Origin of the sequence: Chelativorans salis, assembly GCF_025336525.1 — a bacterium.
Taxonomy (GTDB): Bacteria; Pseudomonadota; Alphaproteobacteria; order Rhizobiales; family Rhizobiaceae; genus Chelativorans; species Chelativorans salis.
The window spans coordinates 481135-506168 of record NZ_JAOCZP010000002.1 but is presented as its reverse complement, the minus strand read 5'-3'; the positions used below and the strand labels follow the sequence as shown (position 1 = coordinate 506168).

The 25034-nt window shown below is 64.8% G+C and carries 22 protein-coding genes and 1 other RNA gene; 13 read left to right on the top strand and 10 right to left on the bottom strand.

All coding sequences use genetic code 11. From position 1 onward, the window contains the following. Positions 1-100: 100 nt before the first annotated feature. Together ssrA and N5A92_RS08390 are read left to right on the top strand one after the other, a co-directional pair. Positions 101-469, top strand: a transfer-messenger RNA (tmRNA) gene (gene ssrA / locus N5A92_RS08395). A 108-nt stretch (positions 470-577) separates the two neighbouring features. Beyond that, complete coding sequence (locus N5A92_RS08390) at positions 578-1141, top strand: AAA family ATPase (protein WP_260901725.1); 564 nt, start codon at positions 578-580, stop codon at positions 1139-1141. 33 nt (positions 1142-1174) lie between these two features. Here the strand turns inward: N5A92_RS08390 and N5A92_RS08385 are convergent, their stop codons facing one another. Beyond that, a complete protein-coding gene (locus N5A92_RS08385; protein ID WP_260901722.1) occupies positions 1175-2380 on the bottom strand; it encodes a multidrug effflux MFS transporter in 1206 nt (401 codons plus the stop codon). 159 nt (positions 2381-2539) lie between these two features. Here N5A92_RS08385 and N5A92_RS08380 point away from each other — a divergent pair, with 159 nt between their 5' ends. The 3 genes from N5A92_RS08380 (at position 2540) to N5A92_RS08370 (ending at position 4112) form a co-directional block, all read left to right on the top strand. Beyond that, entirely contained in the window at positions 2540-3226 is a 687-nt protein-coding gene (locus N5A92_RS08380) for a TetR/AcrR family transcriptional regulator (RefSeq protein ID WP_260901720.1), read from the top strand. A gap of 113 nt (positions 3227-3339) precedes the next feature. Next, positions 3340-3888 carry an SspB family protein gene (locus N5A92_RS08375; RefSeq protein WP_260901719.1) on the top strand — a complete coding sequence of 183 codons (549 nt, stop codon included), beginning with the start codon at positions 3340-3342 and terminating at the stop codon, positions 3886-3888. A 2-nt stretch (positions 3889-3890) separates the two neighbouring features. Beyond that, positions 3891-4112, top strand: a complete 222-nt coding sequence (locus N5A92_RS08370) for a ribbon-helix-helix domain-containing protein (protein ID WP_260901718.1) — start codon at positions 3891-3893, stop codon at positions 4110-4112. 23 nt (positions 4113-4135) lie between these two features. Here the strand turns inward: N5A92_RS08370 and N5A92_RS08365 are convergent, their stop codons facing one another. Both N5A92_RS08365 and N5A92_RS08360 read right to left on the bottom strand, forming a co-directional pair. Continuing rightward, positions 4136-8068, bottom strand: a complete 3933-nt coding sequence (locus N5A92_RS08365; protein WP_482155899.1) for an AsmA family protein — start codon at positions 8066-8068, stop codon at positions 4136-4138. 152 nt (positions 8069-8220) lie between these two features. Then, positions 8221-9642, bottom strand: a complete 1422-nt coding sequence (locus N5A92_RS08360; RefSeq protein ID WP_260901716.1) for an FAD-binding oxidoreductase — start codon at positions 9640-9642, stop codon at positions 8221-8223. Between the two features lie 128 nt (positions 9643-9770). Between N5A92_RS08360 and N5A92_RS08355 the strand changes: the two genes are divergently transcribed. The 3 genes from N5A92_RS08355 (at position 9771) to N5A92_RS08345 (ending at position 12242) form a co-directional block, all read left to right on the top strand. Further along, on the top strand, positions 9771-10247 hold the full coding sequence (locus tag N5A92_RS08355) for a thioesterase family protein (protein WP_260901714.1): 477 nt from the start codon (positions 9771-9773) through the stop codon (positions 10245-10247). Positions 10248-10254: 7 nt separating this feature from the next. Continuing rightward, positions 10255-11889: a chloride channel protein gene (locus N5A92_RS08350; protein ID WP_260901713.1), complete on the top strand. Its 1635-nt coding sequence runs from the start codon at positions 10255-10257 to the stop codon at positions 11887-11889. A gap of 155 nt (positions 11890-12044) precedes the next feature. After that, on the top strand, positions 12045-12242 hold the full coding sequence (locus N5A92_RS08345; RefSeq protein ID WP_260901712.1) for a hypothetical protein: 198 nt from the start codon (positions 12045-12047) through the stop codon (positions 12240-12242). Between the two features lie 103 nt (positions 12243-12345). On the opposite strand, the gene N5A92_RS08340 is transcribed toward N5A92_RS08345, so the two are convergent. Beyond that, positions 12346-13221 carry a dienelactone hydrolase family protein gene (locus N5A92_RS08340; protein ID WP_260901711.1) on the bottom strand — a complete coding sequence of 292 codons (876 nt, stop codon included), beginning with the start codon at positions 13219-13221 and terminating at the stop codon, positions 12346-12348. A 194-nt stretch (positions 13222-13415) separates the two neighbouring features. On the opposite strand from N5A92_RS08340, the gene N5A92_RS08335 reads away from it, so the two are divergent. Further along, positions 13416-16043 (top strand): ATP-dependent helicase, encoded by a 2628-nt coding sequence (locus N5A92_RS08335; RefSeq protein WP_260901710.1) that lies wholly within the window; start codon positions 13416-13418, stop codon positions 16041-16043. A gap of 31 nt (positions 16044-16074) precedes the next feature. On the opposite strand, the gene N5A92_RS08330 is transcribed toward N5A92_RS08335, so the two are convergent. Next, a complete protein-coding gene (locus N5A92_RS08330) occupies positions 16075-16518 on the bottom strand; it encodes a hypothetical protein (RefSeq protein ID WP_260901709.1) in 444 nt (147 codons plus the stop codon). Positions 16519-16863: 345 nt separating this feature from the next. Between N5A92_RS08330 and N5A92_RS08325 the strand changes: the two genes are divergently transcribed. The 3 genes from N5A92_RS08325 to N5A92_RS08315 are packed head-to-tail and all read left to right on the top strand — an operon-like array spanning position 16864 to position 18533. After that, positions 16864-17022 (top strand): hypothetical protein, encoded by a 159-nt coding sequence (locus N5A92_RS08325; protein ID WP_260901708.1) that lies wholly within the window; start codon positions 16864-16866, stop codon positions 17020-17022. Between the two features lie 22 nt (positions 17023-17044). Then, positions 17045-17623 carry an SCO family protein gene (locus N5A92_RS08320; RefSeq protein ID WP_313958396.1) on the top strand — a complete coding sequence of 193 codons (579 nt, stop codon included), beginning with the start codon at positions 17045-17047 and terminating at the stop codon, positions 17621-17623. Positions 17624-17660: 37 nt separating this feature from the next. After that, the gene (locus N5A92_RS08315; RefSeq protein WP_260901707.1) at positions 17661-18533 is read left to right on the top strand and encodes a 50S ribosomal protein L11 methyltransferase; all 873 of its coding nucleotides are present in this window, start codon (positions 17661-17663) and stop codon (positions 18531-18533) included. A gap of 58 nt (positions 18534-18591) precedes the next feature. Here N5A92_RS08315 and N5A92_RS08310 read toward each other — a convergent pair whose 3' ends face one another. Further along, positions 18592-18774 carry a hypothetical protein gene (locus N5A92_RS08310; RefSeq protein ID WP_260901706.1) on the bottom strand — a complete coding sequence of 61 codons (183 nt, stop codon included), beginning with the start codon at positions 18772-18774 and terminating at the stop codon, positions 18592-18594. A gap of 230 nt (positions 18775-19004) precedes the next feature. Between N5A92_RS08310 and N5A92_RS08305 the strand changes: the two genes are divergently transcribed. Then, positions 19005-20828 (top strand): aminopeptidase P family protein, encoded by a 1824-nt coding sequence (locus N5A92_RS08305; protein WP_260901704.1) that lies wholly within the window; start codon positions 19005-19007, stop codon positions 20826-20828. Between the two features lie 9 nt (positions 20829-20837). On the opposite strand, the gene N5A92_RS08300 is transcribed toward N5A92_RS08305, so the two are convergent. The 4 genes from N5A92_RS08300 to ligA form a co-directional block, all read right to left on the bottom strand. Then, positions 20838-21137: an AzlD family protein gene (locus N5A92_RS08300; RefSeq protein WP_260901703.1), complete on the bottom strand. Its 300-nt coding sequence runs from the start codon at positions 21135-21137 to the stop codon at positions 20838-20840. After that, complete coding sequence (locus tag N5A92_RS08295) at positions 21134-21862, bottom strand: AzlC family ABC transporter permease (RefSeq protein WP_260901699.1); 729 nt, start codon at positions 21860-21862, stop codon at positions 21134-21136. The genes N5A92_RS08300 and N5A92_RS08295 overlap by 4 nt, the downstream gene beginning before the upstream one ends. Positions 21863-22006: 144 nt before the next feature. Continuing rightward, a complete protein-coding gene (locus N5A92_RS08290) occupies positions 22007-22432 on the bottom strand; it encodes a BA14K family protein (protein WP_260901697.1) in 426 nt (141 codons plus the stop codon). Between the two features lie 60 nt (positions 22433-22492). After that, on the bottom strand, positions 22493-24610 hold the full coding sequence (gene ligA / locus N5A92_RS08285; protein WP_260901694.1) for an NAD-dependent DNA ligase LigA: 2118 nt from the start codon (positions 24608-24610) through the stop codon (positions 22493-22495). Positions 24611-25034 lie beyond the last annotated feature (424 nt).

Genomic DNA, 25034 nt, shown 5'->3' with positions numbered 1-25034 from the left:
ACTCGGTACCTACCCCTCACACCATGGCGGCCCCCGCAAAGAAGTCATCCGGAATACGCTGCACCAAGTCAACGAAAAACAACCATATTTTCGCCTCTCCGCCCTTCCCATGCCGCATTCGCGCACCTATATTGAGTGCGTCAGCCTTGAGCTGACTATGGTGATAAACGGCCGATGGAATAAGCCTTTCGGACCCGGGGGCGGTACCCGGCGCCTCCACCAGAAACCGCCGGCCCAGTGACGTGAAGGGCGGCTTCTGATGGGGGCGAAATAGGATCGACGAGGGTGTAAAGATCGGACTTTCGCTCGGTATGGTACCACCGTTATCGGACCGAACCTTATAGTTGCCAACGACAACTATGCGGAAGCACGTCTCGCCGCGTAAGCGGTGCGACAGCTTCAATTCAAGTCTTAGGCCGTCGCAGGTCTAAGCGGGGTTCGGAGGCACCTGGCAACAGAAGCCTCCACTTCCCTCCCCCTTAAAATCTTCCCATCCGTGATCGATCGAGCGCCTCGACGTGGCCGATGCTCGCCGCATGGCCTGCCGACGCATGCCATTTCCAGTGGAGAACTATCCATGCTGCCATGCCATACGCACAATCTCTTCGTCGTCACCGGAGGCCCCGGCGGCGGCAAGACAACCCTTGTCGAAGCCTTGCAGGCCACAGGTCTTGCAGTTGCGCCGGAGGCGGGCCGCGCCATCATCCGCGCCCAACGCGCCATCGGCGGCCCGGCCGGTCATGACCGCGACCAGGCGCTCTACGGGGAGTTGATGCTTTCTTGGGAATTGCGCTCCTACGAAGCGGCTCGCGCGGCCGGAAGCGTCCACCTCTTCGACCGCGGCATTCCTGATCTGATCGGATATTTCCGCCTGATCGGCCTGCCCGTCCCGCCCCATATGCGCAAGGCAGCGGAGATGTTCCGCTACAACAAGACCGTCTTCATCCTTCCGCCCTGGCCGGAGATCTACGTTCAGGACGAAGAGCGGCAGCAGACAATCGAAGAGGCCGAGCGGACCTACGAATCGATCCGCGCAGCCTATGAGGAAGCGGGCTACACCCTAGTGCACGTGCCGCCAGCACCGGTTGCGGAGCGCCGGGATTTCGTATTCACCGCCATTGAGGCAGCGTATAGGCGATGAGAAAAGGGCGCGGCCGTCCGCGCCCCTTCAGCGCTATTCGGCGGCTGCTGGAGCTGCCTCGCGGGCGCGCCCGAGTGTAATCTGCGTTATCGCCAGGGCAGTCACCGCACAGGCGGCGATGCCGGTGACCATCGGCAGCGGTGTCCCGTCGAAAAACTGTCCGGCGATCGCCATGGCGACCGCCCCCGTAGCGAAATGCAGCGTTCCCATCAGCGCCGAGGCCGTACCGGCGATCTCGCCGTGATCGTCCATCGCCAGCACCGAGGTGGAGGGGATGACGAGACCGAGAAAGCCGTAGCCGACGAACAGCAGCGCCGCCATGACCCACAGCGCCTGGAAACCTGACGCCATAATCGCCAGAAGCGTAACCATGGCAGTGGCGAAGCCGGCGACCGCAATACGCACCACGCGCCTGAGGCCAAACCGCTCTGTCAGCATCCCCGTCAGCTGCGACATGGTGAAAAAGGCCACCGCATTGATGGAAAAGAACACGCTGTAGAGAGACGGCGACAGACCGTAATGGTCGATCAGCACGAAGGAGGACGAGGCCAGATAGACGAAGAAGCTGGAGATACCGAAGCCGCCGATGAAGGAAAGCCCCAGGAACTTGGCATTCCCCATCAAGAAACGGTAGCCGGCAAGTGCGCTGCCGAACGAGCTACCGACGCGCAGTTCCCGCGGTCTGGTCTCCTTCAGCGCCGTTGCAAGCAGCACGGCCGCGAGCGCCGCGGCAATCGTCACTGCCCAGAAGACGGCACGCCAGCCGAACGCCTCGATAATCACACTGCCGGTAAGGGGCGCCAGGATCGGCGAGATGGAGAACACCAGCATCAAAAGCGACATCAGCCTTGCCGCCTCCACGCCAGTGTGCAGATCGCGCACCACCGCGCGCGGCACAACCATTCCGGCGGAAGCACCCAACCCCTGAATGAAGCGAAAGCCAATCAGCCATTCGATATCGGCCGCAAGCGCCGAGCCGACGCTGCCGATGACGAACAGCACCAGGCCCATATAAAGCGGCGCCTTGCGGCCGATCATGTCGGAAATCGGGCCAACGACGATCTGCGCGAAACCCATGGCGAGAAAAAACACCAGAAGGCTCATCTGCACGGCCGCCATGCCGGCATTGAGATCGGCGCCGATGGACGGCAAGGCGGGAAGATACATATCTATGGCGAACGGACCGACGGCGGTCAAAAGACCAAGCACGATGGCAATGCGGAGGAATGCAACGGACATGGCTTCATCTTTCCAAAACGCAGGACGCCGCCGTCAGGGCTTCGCCTTAAGGACGCGGCACATGTGGGGAATCCGACTTCCTCCCGAGCCAGACCCAAAATGATGCCTAATTTTTTAGACATTCTTGTCTAATTCGTCAATCAGGCTTATATGGTTTGTATGAAGTTTCCTACGTCTCCTGACATACTCCCGCCACGCGGGCATCCGGCCAAACGGCAGTCGATCATTGATGCAGCGGCGGCGGTTTTCTGCCGAGAGGGCTTCGCGGGTGCCAATATAGATTTGGTCGCCGCCGAAGCCGGTGTTTCGCGCCAGACGGTCTACAATCACCATGGCGACAAGGAGAAGCTGTTCGCCGCCGTCGTGGCCGACATTACGGAGCGTTGCAACGCACGCGCCTTCACCGTGCTCAGTACTTTTCCTGACAACCCTGAAGATCTGGAAGCCGATCTTACCGTCTTCGCCATGCGCCTCAACAAGGGCTGCATATGGGGTCGCGACGGCAGGTTCCTGGCAAAGCTGATCCACGCCGAGGGCGAACGCCATCCTGAACTTTTCGAGACCTGGCGCAGGGAAGGCCCCGGCAGGGTCTGGTCGGCGCTTGCCGCTCGTTTCGCGCGGCTTGCCTTTGCCGGCCATCTTGATATCGACGATCCCGACCTCGCAGCACGGCAGTTTCTCGCGCTGGTCAATGTCGACCTCCACATCCCGTGGCTGTTCGGCGAGACGCTGAGCGAAGAGGAGCAGTCGGCGAGCGCGGCCCGCGCGGTGCGCACCTTTCTGCGCGCTTATGGCCGCAAGTGTGAAGCCGCCGCAGATGCGCTTGAAGAGGCGCATCAGGCCTGAGCCTCTCCTTTCCTTCTTGAAACGATGCCCTTTATCCGGTTTACGACCGCGTGAAGCTTGATTAGAGCTAGGCGGTGAGACTGCTGCACGATTTAAGGACATCTGCCACGCCCATGCCTGACGACCGCATCCGCTATGACATTCTCGTCCAGGAGGCCGCACGCGGCGTCATGCGCAAGGTGCTGCAGGAGACCGCGCGCGCCGGCCTTCCCGGCAACCACCACTTCTTCATCACCTTCATGACCGGTGCCCCTGGCGTGCGCATATCCAGCCGTCTGAAGGAGCGCTACCCCGAGCAGATGACCATTGTCATCCAGTACCAGTACTGGGACCTGAAGGTGAGCGAGAAAGGCTTCGAGGTGGTGCTGTCCTTCGCCGACACGCCGGAGAAGTTGGAAGTTCCGTTCTCGGCCGTGCGCGGTTTCTACGATCCCTCGGCGAATTTCGAGATGGAGTTCGACGATCTGAAGCCGGATGCCGAGCCCGAGGCCGAACCCGAGGAAGCAGCGTCCGAGGGCAAGGCGCAGCCGCGCTCCGTCGCCAAGAGCAAGTCTCCCGCCAAGACCGCTGCCTCCAAGAGCAAGGAGAAGGCGGAAAAGGCAGAGAAGGATGAAGCCAAGGGCGCCGACGTCGTATCGCTCGACGCCTTCCGCAAGAAATAGCCGTGGTGCCACCGCAAAAGCGCTCGGTAACCATCCGCGGCCACCGGACAAGCTTCTCGCTCGAAGACGCCTTCTACTCCGAACTCGAGCGCCTTGCCCGCAAGCGCGGTCTCTCCGTCGCCGCCCTGATCGCCGAGATCGACGCCGCGCGGACGGGCGACACCAACCTGTCCTCGGCGCTCAGGCTCTACGTGCTCGACGCAGTGAAGCGGGGGCAGGTGTAGATTAGCCAGGAAATTTCCGCCCTCTACCGTGGCCCGAGCAGTTCCATCAGTCTCTCCACCGTCAAGTCTTCCGTGCGGAACACCGGCTCCGGACGTGGCTCACCGCCGCCGTTCGAGTGATTCCCATCTGGTTCTTGCACGGGCGGGGGAAGCGGTGCGCGGTCGATTGCAGCACCCGTGCCACCATCCGTCGGCGGCGCCTCTTCGCGCCGGCGGCGCTCCTCTTCCACCGCCCTCCTCTCAGCCTCCTCCCGGCGTCTCTCGGCCTCCAACCGCCGCTCCTCTTCCGCACGTCGACGTGCCTCCTCTTCCTCACGCCGGCGCGCTTCGTCTTCCTCACGCTGGCGTGCCTCTTCTTCCTCACGCTGGCGCGCTTCCTCTTCCTCACGCTGGCGCGCTTCCTCTTCCCGCCGTTGCCGTGCGCGCTCCTCCTCAGCCTTTCGCTGCTGCTCCGCCTCGCGCTCCAGGCGGACCCGCTCGGCTTCCTCCGCTGCGCGCTCGGCCTCCAACGCCGCGAAATAGCGCATCTCCCGGCGCAGGCGCTGGCCTTCGAGCAGCAGCGCCTGCATGTGCTCGACCCGCGCCTGCTCGCGCTCCAGCGCCCGCTGGGTGAGGAACTGCGCCAGGGGCTCGATGTCGAGTTGAAACTCCGCCTCGCCCGGCGGTCCCTGGACAGCGAAGCGCACCATCGGATCGGAGCCGACCACTGCCTCGCGCCCGGCCTCATAGGTGAGGCTGCCGGAGGCTGAAACCGTACGGTCGCGGAAGTCGGCGGCAGCCTCCGCGCTCATCAGCGCCCCCTCGGTGCGCAACTGTACAGGCGGTGTACGCGCCACACCGTTGGCTACCGAGAAGGCAAGCTCGGTAGCGCCCGCCTCGAATGTACCCCCACGCACTAGTTCCGGCGCGAAATCCGCGACCTGTGACGCGTCGATCTCGGTGCCAAGCGCATCCGCGCGCGCCAGTATTTTCGGCAGGGCCTGCGGATCAAGCTTATTGATCACAAGATCCTTCAGCGCCGCCGAGCCGGAGCCGGCAAGCGAGGCGGCCATCCCGTTCACCGATTTGCCGTTGGCCGTCAGGCTTGCGCTCAAGTCAGCCTCTCCGGCAATCCCCGCCCCCGGCAGGAGCGTCTGCAGCGGGGCGCCGCGAAGGGCAAGCTGGGCGTTAAAGAGGCCCGTGCCTTCGTTGTTGGAGAGTTCGGCAAGGCCTTCTACCGTGCCGCCGAGAAGCTTCGCCGAGAGATCCGAGACAGCAAGCCCGTCCGCGTCGAGCCTCAATCGCAGCGAAGCATCCTCCGCCGTCGCCGCATTGCCGAGCCACAGCGTCTCGGTGGCAAGCTCCACATCGGCGGAGAACGGCGTACTCACACCCTGCCGGAAGGGCGCCTCCGGCCAGACGTCACCGTCGCCGTCGAAGGCTGCACTGCCCACCACCATCTCCGCCGCAACGCCCAGATCGAGTGCACCGAGACGCAGCGCCCCCGTAAAATGCGGCTTACCGTCCCTGAGCGTGCCGTTAAGGTCGCCGCTGACGACACTCTCGGCGACGCTGCCGGTAAGGCCGCTGATGACGGCGAGGTCCTCGCCATAGTCGATATCGGCCGAAAGCTCCGCCGGCAGCCCGTAGCCGAAGCCGGGGAGCGAAACGCCGGCGGCGGCAAGCCACGGCTCCAGGTCTTCGGCCTCGAGCTGCGCCTTCCCGAGGACGGAGATGTCCTCGTCCTGCGGCGTGACATCGCCATCGAAGTGCGCGGAAAATCCTTCGCCAGAAAAACGGAAGGACGTTTCCAGCCCCCCTGCGAGTGTGCCGGTAGCTGACAGCTCCGCTTCCGCCTCACCTGCAAGGCCCAGCGGCAGGGCCGGCAGGCCGAAGAGCGCGTAAAGCGATGCCGCCTCCTCGTTGCGCCCGGTGAAGTTAGTGGTGAACCTTGCCTCGGCGGCCTCCGACAACACGCCCTCGCCGGAGGCGGAAAGGCTGAAAACGGTGCCGCCCGCCTCCCCTTTCGCGCTCACCGCGAGTCCCGCGGATTCGCCGCCATTGTCAGTCGCGCTGGCGACGACATCCAGTTCCGCATCTTCCAGAAGGCCAGGATAGAGAGAGGCTCGCCGGTTGAGCGCGGCCAACAGCCGGTTGTCGGGAAAGCGCTCGGCAAGCAGGTCCACCAGCGGCGCCAGGTCGACCGCCACGACCGCCGCGTCCAACCTGCCCGTGGGCTCTTCACCGATGCCGCTGATCTGGCCCGTGGCGCTGATATTGGCCTCCGCCAGGCCACCGATAGTCAGCCGGTCAATCTCCAGTTCGCCTGCCCTCAAGCGCAATGCGGTGTCCAGCCGCTCCGCAGTTAGGCCCTCGGCCGAGACGGGCCCGGCGGCGATCTCCAGGTCGACGTCATGGTCGGCAAGCCGGTTGCGGCCTGCCTCGTCGACGAAGAGCGAGGCGAAGGCGCGCATTCCGTCAACGTCCAGCCGGTCGCCTGTGAGCGACAACGCCAGGGAGGGTCGCGCGTCGGCAGGGCTTCGCCGGTCAACGGAGCCGCGAAAGCGGGCATCGCCCAGGATGAGCTCCAGATCGTCGAAGCGCTGCCGCTCCGCGGTCAACGCCACATCGGCGCTGAAGCCCGCCGCCGGCAGTCGCCGGATCGCCTCGTCCACGTCCTTGGCAAGCCAGGCGGCAAAGCCAGACGGCTGCCCCACCGCCAGCACCATGTTGCCGGTAAAGGCGAGGTCATCGGCGGTGGCTAGCAGGCCCTCCCCCTCGAAGCGCGTGCGGCCGGGCAGCGTTGCGGCAAGCGAACCGATCTTCCAGCCGTTTTCCTCCGGCTCGGCGCGAAGGCGGATGTTGCGGATGGTCGTGTCGCCTGCCACGATGGCGGGCAGATTGACGGCGATCACGCCGGGAATGGCGGGCTTGGGAAGGTCGGTGACGAACTTGGTGAGCGCAGCGAAACGCTCGTCGGCCGAAAGGCCCGGCATCGCACCGCCCTCCTCCGCCGGTCCGCCAAAGCGGATCTGCGCGCCGTCGGCCGTGATGGAGAAGGAGGGCTCTGCTCCCAGTTCCACCACCGCCTCGCCTTCGGCCGTATAGGGATCGATCTCAGGCCCCGTCTCAAAGCGGAACTCCTCCACGTTAAGCCGCTCATGGTCGAGTGCGAAGCGGCCGGTGACCCGATTGCCCGGATTATCGGCCTGCGCCCGGTCGTCGGCCGCATCTCCTGCTTCAGTCCGCACCGTGCGCAAACGGAAGGTTCCGGCATAGCGCCCCTCGCCTTCCACGAATTGCGCCTGACCGTCCGCCTCCAGCGACAGCGGATAATCCCGCGGCTCGGCGGAAACCCGCACCCGCATGGCGCCCTCCTCGCCCACCGTGCCGGTAGAGGCGGAAAGCGCCACCGGCATGCCGTCCACGGCAAGCGCCCCGTTCACCCGCCAGGGCCCCGCCAGCGTGCGTGCCGAAAGCTCGGCGTCGATGTTGCTGAGCTGAATGGTGCGCCCGCTGGCCTGCTGGTGGATGGCGATGGTGCCGTCGCTGATTGTCACCTTCTCCAGCGTCACCTGACGCGGATCGAAGGGTGAGGACGGGCGCATGGCCCAGTCGATGCGCCCCGACGGGCCGACCTCGAGGCTGGCGCTCGGCCGCACCAGCCGCATGTCGAAGATCAGAAGTTCGCCGGAGAGGAACGGCGCCAGTTCCGCGTCCATAGAGAACTCGTCGACCGTCATGGCCGCCTCGCCTGATTCCCCGTCAACCACGACATCGGTGAAGGTCACGGAGGGAAAAGGCAGAAGCCGCGCCCGCGCAGTACCTTCAACCCGCACGTCGCGGCCGAGGACACGGCCAGCCTCGCGCTCGAATTCGTCGCGGTAGTTCGTCCAGTCGATGAAATAAGGCGCCACCAGCGCCGCCGTCAGCGCCAGCACCACAAGACCGCCAATAATGACGAAGAGCCGTGCCAGCTTTTACCTCCGTTTCCGCGTGGGGGCTTCCATTGCCATTCCCCGCTCTATGTCGCTCCCCTCTGGCCTGCCGGCCGGAGGGCGCGAAGGGGCAAAAGCATTTTCCGCTAAGTTATCCGACCTCAATGCCCATAAAATGGCCACCAGTCCGACTACTCGCCCTCAATTCCGATGATCTTTCCCGGATTCATGATGTTGAGCGGATCGAGCGCCTTTTTGATGGCGCGCATGACGTCCACGCCCTCCGCTCCGTGCTCCTCCTCCAGATAGCGCATCTTGCCCTGGCCGATGCCGTGCTCGCCGGTGCACGTGCCTTCCATGGCAAGCGCCCGCCTGTTGAGACGCGAGACGAAGCCTTCCGCGCGGGTGATCTCCTCTTTATCCTCCATGTCCATCAGCACGGTGACATGGAAATTGCCGTCCCCGACATGGCCGACGATGGGCGCGATCAGCCCTGTCTCGGCGATATCGGCCTCCGTCTCGACGATGCACTCCGCAAGCCGCGAGATTGGCACGCACACATCCGTTGCCAGCGCCTTCGTGCCGGGCCTCAGCGTAAACCCCGCCCAGTAGAAGTCGTGCCGGGCCTTCCACAGCTTCTGGCGCTCCTCCGCCTCGCGCGCCCAGTTGAAGGGGCCACCCGAGAACTCGCCCGCGATCTCGCCGAACAGCTCCGCCTGCTCGGCGACACCGGCATCCGTGCCGTGGAATTCGAGGAACAGGCACGGGCTCTCCGGATAATCGAGCTTGGAATAGCGGTTGATGGCCTGCATGCCGAGCGCGTTGACAAGCTCCATGCGGGCAACGGGAATACCCATCTGAATGGTGGTGATGACCGCCTGACAGGCAGCCTCGACGCTCGGAAAAGGGCACACGCCGCCGGAGATCGCCTGTGGGATGCCGTAGAGCCTGAGCGTCAGCGCGCTTATGACGCCGAGCGTGCCTTCCGAGCCGACGAGAAGCCGCGTCAGGTCATAGCCGGCCGAGGACTTGCGCGCTCGCCGCGCCGTCGTCACCGCCCTGCCGTCCGGCATTACCGCCGTAACCGACAACACGTTCTCCCGCATTGTGCCATAGCGCACTGCATTCGTGCCGGATGCCCGCGTCGCGGCCATGCCGCCAAGGCTGGCATTGGCGCCGGGATCGATGGGAAAGAAAAGGCCGGTGTCGCGCAAATAGTGGTTCAGTTCCTCGCGCGTGATACCGGGCTCCACCGTACAGTCGAGATCCTCCTGGTTGACGGCGAGCACGCGGTTCATGCGCGACATGTCGAGGCATATGCCGCCGGCAGGCGCGTTGACGTGCCCTTCCAGCGAGGAACCGACACCAAAGGGGATCACCGGCACGCGGTGCTCCGCACAGACCCGCACCGCCTCCTGCACCTCCTCGACACTTTCGGGGAAGAACACGCCGTCCGGCGCCTGGTTCGGGATATAGGTGGTGGTGTGGCCGTGCTGCTCGCGCAGGGACTGCCCGGTCTGCAGCCGGTCACCGAAGCGCTCGCCGAGCTGTTCCAGAACCCGCGCAATCCCGCTTTCGTTGCGCTCTGTCTTCGCCACCGCCGCCACGGCCATGTTTTTTCTCCCTGAATCCGCCTCCCGCCCTTGTGGAGCAAAAGGCTTTCCGTTTCTATCCCGAGTCTCCAGCAAATCGTCGCATTGTCCAGTGGCGATCGGCATTGCAAGGGAAAGGAACGAGACGGGTGGGTGGACCGCACATTTCCAGTGTCTTCAAGGTTGAGGAAGGCTGGATCGACTACAACGGCCACATGAACATGGCCTACTACGCGGTACTCTTCGACCGCGCGTTCGATGAGGTCTCCATCGCGCTCGGCATGGGGCCGGACTATGCAAAGACGCGGCGGCTGACCACCTACTCGGCCGAGGTCCACATCTGCTATGTGCGCGAACTGCACCTGGGCGACCGCGTCACCGTTTCCTGGCAGCTTCTCAACCACGACGAAAAGCGGCTGCACGCCTTTCAGGAGATCCGCCACGCCGATGGCTGGCTTGCCGCCACCTGCGAGGGCCTTACACTGCATGTGGACATGAACGGCCCCAAAGTAGCACAGTTCCCGCCCGACGTGATGGAGAAGGTGGATAGGCTCGCCACGGCCCATGCCGGCCTGCCCACGCCCGAGCGTGCCGGCCGCGCTATCGCCATCCGCCGGCGGGCCTGACGGACCCATGGCTCCGCGCCTTGTCACCCGGCTTCCACGCATCGTCGTCTCCTGGGTCGAGCCGAACCTGCGCGCCTTCACGGAGACGCGCCAGCCCCTCGTCTGGCTGATCGCGTTGATTGTCGGCATCGGCGTGGCCATTGCCGCCATCATCTTCCGCGAGCTGATCGGCATCTTTCAGCTTCCCTGGCTCGGCACCCGCTCCGAACGCGTCTATTCAAATGCCGTCACGCTTCCCTGGTACTGGATCATGGCCGGCCCCGTCGTCGGCGGGCTTCTCGTCGGGCTGCTTCTCACCCGGCTCAATGCGCGGCGCACGGGTGCCGTGGCCGACGTCATAGAGGCACGGGCGCTCTCCGGCCGCAAACTTTCGCTGCGCGATGGGCTGCTTTCCGCCTTCATTACCGCGCTCTCTCTGGGGTCCGGTGCCAGTGCCGGGCGCGAGGGGCCGGTGGTGCATCTGGGCGCGGTACTGGCTACCGCCGTCGCCTGGCGCGCCGAACTGCCCGGATGGTGCCGCCGCACGCTCCTGGGTGCCGGCGTGGCGAGCGCCATCGCCGCCTCCTTCAACGCGCCGATCGCCGGTGTCCTGTTCGCCCATGAGGTGATCCTCGGTCACTACGCCATGCGCTCCTTCGTGCCCATCGTCATTGCGTCGACCGCGGGCGGTGTAGCCTCCCGGCTTTGGTTCGGCGATGCGGCAGCGTTCCTCATACCGCACTATGCGATCACGTCCTTTTGGGAATTCCCCGCCTTCGTGCTGCTCGGCGTGACGGCGGCGGTGGTTGCCATTCTGTTCCAGCTGGCGCTGTTCATCGCCGACTTCACGGCACGCAGCACACCCGTCCCGCTGTGGCTGCAGCCGATGGCCGGCGGCGTCCTGGTCGGCGCCATCGCTCTCGTCTTCCCGCAGGTGCTCGGCGTCGGCTATGAGGTGACGGACATGGCGCTATGGCAACGGCTGCCTCTCATCACGATGCTGCTGCTGATCGTGGCGAAGACGGTCGCCACGGCGATCACGCTCGGCGCCCGCTTCGGCGGCGGCATCTTTTCACCCGCGCTCTATCTCGGCGCCCTCACAGGCGGCTCCTTCGGCATCATCGCCGCATCTGTCTTCCCCGACCTGGCCTCGAGCGGCGGGCTCTACGCCATCCTCGGCATGGGCGCGGTCGCCGGCGCCGTCCTCGGCGCACCCATCTCGACGACGGTCATCGTCTTTGAGCTGACGGGCGGCTACACGCTTTCCATCGCCCTTCTACTCACCGTCGCCGTCGCCCACGGCATCACGCAGGCGATCCATGGCCATTCCTGGTTCCACTGGCAGCTGGAAATGCGTGGCCTGTTCATCCAGGAAGGCCCGCATCGCGCGCTCGGACAGACCACCCGCGTGATGGACTTCATGGAGCCGCTCACCGACGACGCCCAACCGGAGCGCCACGATCCGAAGGAAGGTCCGCCCGCGCTCAAGCCCAGCGACACGCTGGAAGCGGCCTTGCGCGCCTTCGACCAGAGCGGCCACACCCGGCTACCAGTGGTCGATCCCAAGGACGAGACTCGCATCATCGCCTTCGCCACCCACATCCGTGCATTACGCTCATTCAACAGGGCCCTGGTACAGCTCAGCGAGGAAGAGCATCGCTGAGGTTCTCGGGCCGATGCGTTAACCGGCGCTTAACCATGACGCCCTTTGCACAGCTTACCGCCCCGCCCTTCCTTGAAGCGCCCGGTAGGCATTTCAGAATTCTCCCAAGCTCAAATTGATTCGCCCGCCGCCCCGGCGGCACGAGGGAGATGGTCTTGAAGGTCGATGTGAAGCGGATGTCCGAAAGGCTCGCCCGTGACGCGAGCGTAAGCGACTACGAGGTCTGGCGCGCCCTGAAAGCGCTGGACGAGGAGCTTTACCAGATCGAGTCGCAACGCGACCCCATCCCCATAGACCTCGTCTTCGCGCGTGCGATCCTGCGCCGGGCGCAGGAAGCGCGGGGCTGCCCATAGCAGTTCCGGGAGAAGTGGAAACCGGTTTTCCGTCCGGAATTGCGACAAAGAGATCGGACCACCGATCCGGTGAAACGACGGTCTGATCTAGCCCCTTGCTGGCTTAGGCAAGCTTCTCGTTGAAGAAGTCTATGGTGCGCCGCCACGCCAAGTCCGCCGCTTCCTTGTCGTAGCGGGCCTCGGATGTGTCGTTGTTGAAGGCGTGGTTCACCCCCTCGTACATGTGGATGGTGTATTCCGCGCCGCCCGCCTCTAGCGCCTCGCGATACTCCTCGATGCCGGCGTTGATGCGCTCGTCGAGGCCGGCGTAGTGAAGGAGCAGCGGTGTGTCGATGTTCTCAACGTCCTCCGGGTCGGGCTGCGCCCCGTAATAGGCAACCGCCGCGTCAAGCGAAGGCGCGTTGACAGCGAGAATGTTCACAACACCGCCGCCCCAGCAGAAGCCGACGGCGCCCACATTGCCGTTCGTCTCCTCGTGCTCTTCCAAGTATGTGATCGTCGCCACGCCGTTGGCGACCGTCTGCTGTCGGTCGAGCTGGCCGAACATCGACCGCGCCTCATCCTCGTCTTCCGGCGTGCCGCCGAGGGGCGACAGGAAGTCTGGTGCCAGCGCCACGAAACCCTCCAACGCCACACGCCGCGCCACATCCTGGATATGCGCATTGAGGCCGCGGTTCTCGTGGATGACGATGACTGCCGGCAGCGGCCCTTCCTGCTCGGCCGGGCGCACCAGATAGCCCCGCATCTCGCCTGCCCCGCCCGGATAGGTGATCTCCTCGATCGCCAGCCGCTCATCGTCTTCGGCAACCATGGCCGCGCGGGCGGAGCTGGCTGCCAGCATCGGCGCAATCGCCGCGGCGGCCGCGCTCGAACCGGCGAGCTTCGTCAGCTTTTCCATGAAGCCGCGGCGGTCGAGTGTAAGGTGGGTGTACTCGTCGTAGGCTTCGATCATCGCCTGGGTGATCTTCGGTGTGGACATGGCTATGCTCCTGGGAATGATTACGTACCCCCCCTTGGGTCGTCACACCCTGAGCTAGAATAAGAAGCAGTTGAGGGGGCGGTCCACTCAAGGCTGCGTGAAGTGCCGGGACAGACCTTGGCCTTGCCGTGACGAACCGGTACAAAAGGAAAACGCTTGGCCTCCCGGGCCCGAATCACCATATGCAGTGCTCAATGTCAGGTTCTCCGGACGATCTGCCGTTCTTCGGCGACGATGAAACCCCGCGTCCCCCCTCCGCCGCGCCGCGCGCGGGGGGCATTGCCGCGCGCGCCATGGCCGCCCGTCAGGGCGCGGCCGCGCCCTATCTCGAAGGGCTGAATCCCGAGCAGCGCCTGGCCGTCGAGACCACCGAAGGTCCAGTGCTCGTGCTGGCCGGTGCCGGTACCGGCAAGACGCGGGTGCTGACGACACGCATCGCCCACATCCTGGCAACCGGCCGCGCCTACCCTTCGCAGATCCTCGCCGTGACTTTCACCAACAAGGCGGCGCGCGAGATGAAGGCGCGTATCGGCGTGTTGGTCGGCCAGGCGATCGAGGGCATGCCGTGGCTCGGCACGTTCCACTCGATCGGCGTGAAGCTCTTACGCCGCCATGCCGAGCTCGCCGGCCTCAAATCCTCCTTCACCATCCTCGACACCGACGACCAGATCAGGCTCCTGAAGCAGCTCATCCAGGCCGAGGGCCTGGACGACAAGCGCTGGCCGGCGCGCCAGTTCGCGCAGATGATCGACGGCTGGAAGAACAAGGGGCTGGTCCCGAAGGACATCCCCGAGGGCGACGCCCGCGCTTTCGCCAACGGCAAGGGCCGCGAACTCTACACCGCCTATCAGGAGCGACTGAAGACGCTGAACGCTGTGGACTTCGGCGACCTGTTGCTCCACCCCATCCGCATCTTCCGTGAAAACCCGGATGTGCTCGCAGAGTACCACCGCAAGTTCAAGTATATACTGGTCGACGAGTACCAGGACACCAACACGGCGCAGTATCTCTGGCTGCGCCTCCTTGCGCAAAGGCCGCAGATCAAAAGCGGACTTCCTGCCGAAGGCCGAGCGCGCGACCGCGCGCCGGGCGACGTTTCGCCCGCCCCCGCGGAGGACCAGCCGCCGCAGGCGGCGGAGCGGCCCGTGAGCGAAAACAAACAGCAGCAGATAAATATCTGCTGCGTGGGCGACGACGATCAGTCGATCTATGGCTGGCGCGGCGCCGAGGTGGACAACATCCTGCGCTTCGAGAAGGATTTTCCGGGCGCCACCGTCATCCGCCTTGAGCGCAACTACCGCTCCACCGCCCATATCCTGGGCGCTGCCTCCCATCTCATCGCCCACAACGAAGGCCGGCTCGGCAAGACGCTTTTCACCGACGCCGCCGACCCAGACGACCCCAAGGTGAAGGTGCACGCTGCCTGGGATTCGGAGGAGGAAGCGCGCGCCCTCGGCGAGGAGATCGAGGCTCTCCAGGCCAAGGAGCACGCCCTCAACGACATGGCCATCCTCGTGCGCGCTTCCTTCCAGATGCGCGAGTTCGAGGACCGCTTCGTCACCCTCGGCCTCAACTACCGCGTCATCGGCGGCCCGCGCTTCTACGAGCGCATGGAGATCCGCGACGCGCTCGCCTATTTCCGCGTCGTCGCCCAAGGGGCCGATGACCTCGCCTTCGAACGTATCGTCAACGTGCCGAAGCGCGGGCTGGGCGAAGCCGCCGTGCGCCAGATCCACGATGTCGCGCGCATGCGCGGCGCGCCGCTCCTGCAGGCCGCGCGCGACCTCGTCGGCACCGAGGAGATGAAGCCCAAACCGCGCGCGGCCCTGCGCAACCTGGTGGAAAGCTTCGAGCGCTGGCAGGGCATGCTCGAGCGTACGCCGCACACGGAGCTTGCCGAGCTGATCCTGGAGGAGTCTGGCTACACCGATATGTGGAAGAACGACCGTTCGGCCGAAGCGCCGGGGCGTCTGGAAAACTTGAAAGAGCTCATCCGCTCCATGGAAGAATACGAGAGCCTGCGCGGCTTTCTGGAGCACGTGGCGCTGGTCATGGATGCCGAGCGCGACGAGGAGCTTGACGCCGTCAGCCTCATGACGCTGCACTCGGCCAAAGGATTGGAATTCGACACCGTCTTCCTGCCCGGCTGGGAGGAAGGTCTCTTCCCCCACCAGCGTGCGCTCGACGAGGGCGGGCGCTCGGGCCTGGAGGAGGAGCGGCGGCTTGCCTATGTCGGCCTCACGCGCGCCAAGAAGAACCTGCACGTCTGGTTCACCTCCAACCGCCGCATCCACGGCCTATGGCAGTCCACCATCCCCTCACGCTTCCTTGACGAGTTGCCGGAGGCGCACGTCGAGGTGGCCGAGGACGGCGGCGCCTATGGCGGTTACGGACGGCCCCTGGGCGACAGGCAGCCCGGCCGGCCCAATCCCTACGGCCCCTCGCGCTTCGACGAGGCGGCGGAGGTCTTCTCCAGCACCTACGCCACACCCGGTTGGCAGCGCGCCCAGAAAAACCGCACCGACGCCACGGCGCGCAACTGGGGAACCCGCTCCGGACATCAGGTTGAGCGCATCGGCTACGGCGAGACGGATTCGGGCTATGGCGCCGGGCGAGGCTCGGTCAAGGGCCGCACCATCGAGGGCGAGCTGGTGGCCAAGTCAGTCGCCGACAGCCCCTCGGCCTTCAAGGTGGGCGACCGCGTCTTCCACTTGAAGTTCGGCAATGGCAACGTTGCGGCAATAGACGGCAACAAGCTCACCATTGATTTCGACAAGGCGGGCCAGAAGCGCGTCCTGGACGGCTTCGTCGAGCGCGCGTAACCTGCGCTGCCTCTCGTAACGGCAATATATCTTATTTGAAGTATACGTACTTGCCTTCGGCGTTTTTCTCGCGCTTCAGCACGCCGCTATTGGCGTAGCGCGACAGCGGCCCGGAGAAGGCATTGGATTTATAGCGGGTGCCGACTTCTTCTTGGCATTTCTTCACGATGTCGCCGATGGTGCGTTTTTGATTGAAGAAATCGCTGGAAATCAACCCCGACAGCGCGGCGACAGCACCGCTGGCGCTGGGCGCGGTTGTGCGTGCCCGTGAAGCCGACGGGCCAGCCTCGCGTCCACCAGCCCGGCCCGGCCCCACGGCGTAGGAACTGCCAGGCGCTTCCAGGAACCGCTCGCCGCCAGCCTGATTGAATAAAAGCTCCACGATGCGGAGCTGGACTGCTTCCGACTCAAATTTGTTGATGGTTTCAGAGAGTTCGGCAAGCTGTCGCTTTAGTTCGTGGAAGTTCTTATTCATTTTAATCGCCCCTGCTCGACACCGCGCCGCCAAGACGCAGAAAAGCCCTTGTCATTTGGCTATATAAGTAGGATGAAAGTCAATACACGCACTGCGCGAGTATATTTCTAGATGGGGTTGCACATAAGCTTCCTCGGGCCGCGTAGGTAAATCGTTTTGAATGCACGCCAAGCTAATTCTGCCACAACAGCCTAAAACAAGGTAAAGGCCGTATCGGCAAACACGGCGCATGCACATGACGACGCCGAGTGCAGCGGCTTAATATCTATGGCGGCTTGGCGAGCGATTGCCGCTTGCGACAGTTTGCATCTTCCTTCCCCTCGGTATCAGGACTATTCTTCACCCATGAAGACGGCACCAGCCAATCTTCCAGCTTTCCTCAAGCTCGGCGCCGTCGCCATGCTTTTAGCGGCGCTGGCTGGTCTCGGGCTTGCGATGTGGGTAGAGAACGGCGCGGCGATTTTTATTTCCATGGCCCAGGCCGGCCTTGCCTGGTGTCTGTGATCTCCTTCAGCGGTGAATTTCCATGATGCGCTACATTCTTGTCGGCATTCTCGCCCTCATGATTCTTGCAGTCGGGCTGCTCACCTTTCAATGGTACCGCGACAGGAATGCGGCAATCGCCTTCGGCGCGCCTTTCGAGCTTGTCGACCAGAACGGCGAACCGATCACCGAGGCGGCATTCGAAGGCAGTCCAACAGCGATCTTTTTCGGCTTCACCCATTGCCCCGACGTCTGCCCCACGACGCTTTTCGAGATGGAAGGCTGGCTCGATGAACTGGGCGAAGACGGCGAAGCCCTGGGCACCTTTTTCGTCACTGTCGATCCCGAGCGCGACACACCGGAGGTCATGAAGACCTACCTGGAAAACTTCTCCAGCCGCATAGCCGGTATCACCGGCGAGCCTGAGAAGGTGATGGAGATGGTCAAGTCCTTCCGCATCTATGCCAGCAAGGTGGAACTGGAAGACGGCGACTACACAATGGACCACACCGCGTCGGTCATGCTGCTTGACCGCGACGGCGACTTTTTCGGCACCATTTCCTACCAGGAGAACCCGGAGACAGCTATCGCCAAGCTGCGCCGGCTGATAAAGGAGGGCTGACTGGCCCCTCCTCCTATAACCCCCCGCCTTGAGACCAATGCCTCAGACCCGTCTCTACCTTCAGGCGCCGCAGGCGCTTGCAACCCGCATCTACGATCTCTTCGACCGTGCATTCGAGGATGACGGGTTGGCACTCGCCATCATGGAGATCGACGAGGCGCGGGACCTGCACGAAGTCTCCGTCTATGCGATGGAGGACGTCGACGGCGTGAAAGCGCGCATGCGAACGGTCCTCTGTGCCCTGCCCGCCATTCCTGAGATCGCTACGGAGGAGCTTCCGGAAACCGACTGGGTGGCCCACGCGCTGGAGGGCCTGCATGCCGTGCGGGCCGGCCGTTTCTTCATCCACGGCGCCCACCAACGCAGCGGCGCGCGGCCGGGCGAGATCGCCATCGAGATCGAAGCTGGCCTCGCCTTCGGCACCGGCCACCACGGCACGACGGCAGGCTGCCTGGAGATGATCGGTAGCGTTGTGAACCGCGAGCGCCCCATGAATGCTCTCGACCTCGGCACCGGCAGTGCCGTCCTGGCCATCGCCATCGCCAAGCTCAGGCGCATTCCGGTGCTGGCCACCGACATCGACGCCACGGCAACGCGTGTGGCCCGCGCCAATGTGCGGCTGAACGAAGCGATCGCCTGGGTACAGGCCGTCACCGCGCCCGGCTTCCATCACCGCCTATTTGCCGAAAGGCGGCCTTTCGACCTGATTGTCGCCAACATCCTCGCTCGCCCGCTGATGCGGCTGGCGCCCGATATGGCACATCATCTGGCACCGGGCGGGTCGCTCATCCTGTCGGGCATTCTGGACCGCCAGCGCCGCGCCGTCATCGCCTCCTATGTCGGCCAAGGCTTCCGCCACGTCGCCACGATACACCGCGAGGGCTGGGCCACGCTTCACATGAAGCGCTGAAAAGAAAAGGCGGCCGCAGTGGCTGCAGCCGCCTCTTTCCAAGCCCCGAGCGGAAAACTCAGTACATATAGGCCGTGCCCCTGCGGCGCAGCTCTTCACGGCTGTAGCCGTGCGTCTTCAACGTCTCGTCGTCGAGCATCAGGAGCGCACCATTGACATAGCGGCTCACCTGCCGTTCGCGGGCAGCAACCAACGCATCTACCGCGTTACGAAAAAATCCACGCTTTGCACCATGTGCCATGTGAAGTTTCCTTCTCACAATCGAAAGTTCGTCCTCCACGCTTTGAAAGGTAAGCACTGCTGACCTGATCAACCAGCGCTCATTGTGCATGCCAGCCATTCGGTTTTTGCATGCGCGAAGGAGATGCTGCATCGCAGCATCAATAAGATTGAAATCCCTCTCCGCTGCATTGCTCGCGCCCGCACTGGCGGATAGGGTTCGCGGCCTCGAAGCCCCTCCGGAGTATCTCCATGTTCCAGTCGTTCGACAGCACCGCCGATCCCTCACAGGCAGGTCCGCGCCTGGAGCGCTTGCGTGCGTTGATGATAGAGGAAAACCTCGAGGGCCTGCTGGTACCGCACAGCGACGAACATCAGGGCGAATATCTGCCGCCGGGGGCGGAGCGGCTGGCATGGCTGACCGGCTTCACCGGCTCGGCGGGCGCGGCCCTTATCCTTCGCGGAAAGGCGATCCTCTTCGTCGACGGCCGCTACACGCTGCAGGCCGGCGAGCAGACGGATCCCACGCTCTTCGACATCGAGAGCCTGGTCGACAACCCGCCGCGGGAGTGGATGAAGGCGCACCTGTCGAAGGGTGCGCGCATCGGCTTCGATCCTTGGCTGCACACGATCGGCGACATACGCGGCCTGCGCAAGGCCCTGGAGAAGGTAGGCGCGGAGGCCGTGCCGCTCGAACGCAATCTCGTTGACGCCATCTGGGAGGACCAGCCCGCACCGCCCGCCGAGCCGGTGCGCATCCATCCCCTCAGCTATGCCGGGGAAGCCGCCGCCGACAAGCTCTCCCGCCTGGCCGGCAAGCTGGCCGAGGACGGCATTGACCACACGGTGCTCACCGACCCCTCATCGCTCGCCTGGGCATTCAACATCCGTGGCAGCGACGTGCCGCACACGCCGCTGGCGCTCGGTTTCGCCATTCTCTCGGCTAAAGACCGACCGCGCCTCTTCATGGACCCGAAAAAGCTCTCGAACGAAACGGAGGCCTACCTGCGCGAACTGGCGGAGCTCCATGCGCCCTCGGAGCTGGAAACCGTGCTCGCGGAGCTGGCGCGAGACGGCGCGAAGATCGGCCTCGATAACGCCCGCGCCGCCGAGAAGCTGCGCCTCCTGGTGGAGGAGAGCGGCGGCACGACCGTCTCCTTCGCCGACCCCACCGCCCTTCCCCGGGCAATGAAGAACGAGCCAGAGCTGAGGGGCGCCCGTGCGGCCCACCTCCGCGACGGCGCGGCCCTTGCCCCCTTCCTTGCCTGGCTCGACGCGCAGGAACCGGAAAGCCTGGACGAGATTGCTGTCGTCAAGCATCTGGAGGAATGCCGCCGCACCGGCGAGGAAGCACAGATGCCGCTGCGCGACATCTCCTTCGACACCATCTCCGGCGCCGGGCCCAACGGCGCCATCATCCACTATCGGGTCACGGAGAAGACCAACCGCAAGCTTGCATCGGGCGAGCTTCTGCTAGTCGATTCAGGCGGTCAGTACGAGGACGGAACGACCGACGTCACACGCACCGTCGCCCTCGGCCGGCCGACGGACGAGATGCGAAACCGCTTCACCTTGGTGCTGAAGGGCATGATCGCCATCTCGATGCTGCGCTTTCCCGAGGGCACCCGCGGCATGGACATCGACGCCTTCGCCCGGCTTGCGCTTTGGAACGCCGGTCTCGACTACGGCCATGGCACAGGCCATGGCGTCGGCTCCTATCTCTCCGTGCACGAGGGCCCGCAGCGCATCGCCAAGACCGGCACGGAAAAGCTGCGCACCGGCATGATCCTCTCCAACGAGCCCGGCTACTACCGCGCCGGACACTACGGCATCCGCATCGAGAACCTCATCGTCGTCACGCCGCCCAAGGCGGTGCCGGGTGGCGAGGTGGAGATGCACGGCTTTGAGACGCTAACGCTGGCGCCTATCGACCGCCGGCTTATCGAACCTTCGCTCCTGAGTGTGGAGGAGCGGGCGTGGCTGGATGCCTATCACAAGCGGGTGTTCGAGGAGGTCGGGCCGCTGGTCGATGGAGAGACGGCTGCATGGCTGCGTGGGGCGACGGCGCCGCTGTAAAGACCCGCCCTACCCCAGCAAATGGCGCAGAAGGATGAGCAGCGCCGTTGCCGACAGAAACATCGGCATCATGCCGCCACCGGCCAGCGAGATCATCGCCCCTACTGCCAGGGCCGCAATCTCGGCCGGCCCGCCCTCCATCGCGGCGGGCGCCACCAGGGTCGTCAGAACTGCCGCGGGCACGGCGTTCAGCCCTGCCTCCACGCGCGGATGGATGCGCTCGAAGCGCGAGAGCACCAGATGCCCGCCGGCGCGCGTCAGGTAGGTCAGCACCGCCCCGGCGACGATGATCCAGAAAATAGTGCTCATTGCGCCTCCTCCCGCGCAGCTTTGCCCGGCGGCAGCAATGCACCGAGGAAGACGCCGGCCAGCGCGCCGATCGACACGTGCCAGGGAGAGCCTACGGTCTTGTAGGCGATGATGGACGCCACCGCGCTCACACCCACGACCGGCAGCCACAGGGCACGTTTGCGGAAGCTCATGACGAGGCCGAGGAAGTAAATCGGTAAAAGGAAGTCGAGCCCCAGCGCATGCGGATCGGGGATGAGGCGGCCGAACAGGGCTCCGAGCCACGCCTCGACGACCCAGCAGGCATAGATCGGCAGGGCAAGCCCCATGTACCACGTGAAGCTGACCGCACGGCCGCTCTCCACCCGCTGCTCGGCTTCAGCGAATTGCGGGTCGACCAGGAAGAAAAAGCCGATGACACGCTGCAAAGGCGTCCAGTGGGAGAGCTGGCGGCCGATGGTGGCTGAATAGAGCACGTGGCGGAAATTGACGGCGAAGATCGAAAGGACGACCAGCCACGGTGCGATTTTTGCACCGAACAGGTCGAGGCCCACCATCTGGCTGGCGCCGGCGTAGATGGCGGCGCTCATGAAGACCGCCTCGAAGGTGGAAAAACCGTTCTCTACCGCCAGCATGCCGAACAAAAGGCCGAAGGGAGCGGCGGCCACGAGGACCGGCAGGCTCCTACGCGCGCCAAGCATGAATTCGCTCCACGGGCGCGGCGCGGCATAGCTGTCAGCGGTCATGGGGAACCTCCTGCCGGTAAGCATAGGTCAGGAAGGCTGACCAGTCATATCAATTTCATTGAGCCAACGATGAAGGCGGATGATCGGTTGGCCGGAGAGCCGGCCGCCGCCCGCGCGGCGGCCGGTTTCGCCTGGAGCCTCGGCTCAGCGGTATGGCGAGTTACAATATTTGCGCGGACCGCTGTAGGGCTGGAAGGTGTCCGTGCGCACGTCGTAGGAACGATAGCGCCGCAAGCACCACTGCACATGCGGGTCGCTGGTGCGGTAACGGTAGACGGGTGCCGCCCGCGACGACTGGGATAGCAGTCCGCCAAGGATCGCACCCGCCGCAAGACCGCCGAGAAACGCGCCGGCATTGCCGCGCCTGGAGCGGTGGCGGTGCTTCCTGTAGCGATGATAGTCGCGCGCGTAGTACCTGTGGCGATGGTTCACCTCCTCGATCAGCTTGCCACTGGCGGGTGTTGCCAAGGGCGCCGGATACACCGGCGCGGATATGGCCGGCGCGGTGGGGACACCTGCAACGGAGAGCGCCATGACCGCCGCGCAGAGCGTTGCGATTTGCTTTTTCATCTCGGCCTCCTCGGTCATTTCGACCGTTTCATGCACTTTTGTGCCCCTTCATGTATGATTCTAATCCTGTCCGCCCACCCGCGCAAACCAGGCGTCCTCGTCGATCACCTCGACGCCGAGCTCCGCCGCCTTCTTCAATTTCGATCCCGCGCCCGGCCCGGCAACCACGAGGTCCGTCTTTTTCGATACCGAGCCGGCCACCTTGGCGCCCAGCCGTTCGGCCATGTCCTTGGCCTCGTCGCGCGACATGCGCTCCAGCGCACCGGTGAAGACGATGGTTTTTCCGGCGACAGGCGAATCCATCACCGGCCGCTCGGCGTCCTCCACATTCACCTGCGCCGCAAGCTTCTCCACCAGCCCCCGATTGTGCGCCTCGGCGAAATAGTTGGCCACGGCATCGATCACCGCATCGCCGATATCCTCCAGCGCGTCCATCTCCTCGCGCGCGGCGGAATCCCCCGCCGCCACGGCAAGCGCGGCGTCGTGAAAATCCTGCCAGGAACCGTAGGCGCGCGCCAGCGTCATGGCCGTTCGGTCGCCCACATGGCGGATGCCCAGCCCGTAGATCATGCGGTCGAGCGGGATGGTGCGCCGCGCCTCGATGGCCGCGAAGAGGTTGGCCGCCGAGACGTCGCCCCAACCGTCCTTGTCCTTGAGTTTCTTCAGGTTCTCCCCGTCGCGCCTTGCGAGCGTGAAGATGTCGGCCGGGCTTTTGACGGGCAGGTCCGGGTCGTGGAAGAAGAACTCGATCTGCTTTTCGCCCAGCCCCTCGATCTCGAAGGCGCGGCGCGAGACGAAGTGGCGCAGGTGCTCGATGCGCTGGAAGGGGCAGGCGAACTCGCCCGAGCAGCGGCGCACCACGCCCTCCCCGCCGCCGGCCGTGCCCTCGCGCACCACCGGCGTTTTCAACTCGCAGGGGCAGACGGTCGGGAAGGTGAACTCCTGCGCGTCCTTCGGCCGCCGCTCCGGCACATAGCCGAGGATCTGCGGAATGACGTCGCCCGCCCGCTGCACGGTCACCGTATCGCCGATCTTGATGCCCAGCCGCTCGATCTCCTCGGCATTGTGCAGGGTGGCGTTCGTCACCACCACGCCGCCCACCGTCACCGGCTCGAGCCGCGCCACCGGCGTCAGCGCGCCGGTGCGGCCCACCTGAATGTCGATGCCGCGCAGAATGGTGGAGGCCTTTTCCGCCGGGAACTTGTGGGCGATCGCCCAGCGCGGGCTGCGCGAGACGAAGCCGAGCCGCTGCTGCAGCGCAAGGTCGTCCACCTTGTAGACCACGCCGTCGATATCATAGCTCAGGGTGGCGCGCTGCTCCTCGATCGCCTTGTAATGCGCCAGAAGCTCCCTGGCCGTCTCGCAGTGGCGCATCAATTCGTTGGTGCGGAAGCCGTAGCTTTTCAGCGCCTCCACCATTCCCATCTGCGTTTGCGCGGGCATCTCGCTCACCTCGCCCCAGGCATAGGCGAAGAATTTCAAAGGCCGCGCGGCGGTCATGGCCGGGTCGAGCTGGCGCAGCGAGCCGGCGGCCGTATTGCGCGGGTTCACGTAAGTCTGCTTGCCCTCCGCCTCCTGGCGCGCGTTAAGGGCCAGGAAGTCGCGGTGCGTCATGTAGACCTCGCCGCGCACCTCGATGATCTCGGGAGGGGCGCCGGCAAGCACATTGGGAATGTCGGCGACCGCGCGTGCATTGGCCGTCACATTCTCGCCCACCTGCCCGTCGCCGCGTGTGGCCGCTGAAACGAGCCGCCCCGCCTCGTAGCGCAGCGACAGGGACAAGCCGTCGATCTTCGGCTCCGCCGTCATGTCGATGGGGGCGTCGGGAGCGAGCTTCAGATAGCGCCGGATGCGCGCCACGAACTCGATCACGTCCTCGTCGGAAAACGCGTTGTCGAGGGAAAGCATCGGCACCTTGTGCCGCACCTTCTCGAATTTCTCCGACACCGGCGCGCCTACCCGGCGCGAAGGCGAATCCTCGCGGATGAGATGCGGAAAGGCCTGCTCGACGGCGAGGTTGCGCCGCCTGAGCGTGTCGTACTCGGCATCCGAGATCGCCGGCCGGTCCTCTGCGTGATAGAGCCGGTCGTGCTCGGCGATCTCGCGCGCGAGGCGGGCTAGTTCTTCCCTGGCTTGCTCCTCCGTCATGTCCTCGACGGGGATATTGGCTATGGTCATGGGCGATGATCCGGATTCGGTCGGGCCGCCAACATATTGCTTTTCGGACGTTTGTCTCAAGTCGCTCGATCTCCGCACCTGCCTCATCCTGACGGCCATGCCTATTCCTTCCCGCCGGTGGGCCGGCGGGTGCGCTTCAGTTCGGGGAGACGGGCGGCCCTTGTGTCGCTCGTCTAGTTTAGTCGCGACCCGCAGGCCGCCCGTCCGGCGATTTCAGTCTCCGCCCGTTCCGCTTCCAGGGAGTGGATTGTGGAAGGTTTTCGCCTTCCGCGACGGGGGTGGCCCTTCGACCCGCTCGGGGCTGCCACGTTGCCCGTCATTCCTCCGCTCCCCTTTAAAGTGCACCGTCCGGCACGCGCCGCCCGTAGTGGCGGCAGGGGAACCCTTGGGCGGAGCCTCCCCGGGCCGGCCGCCACGTTAGCGG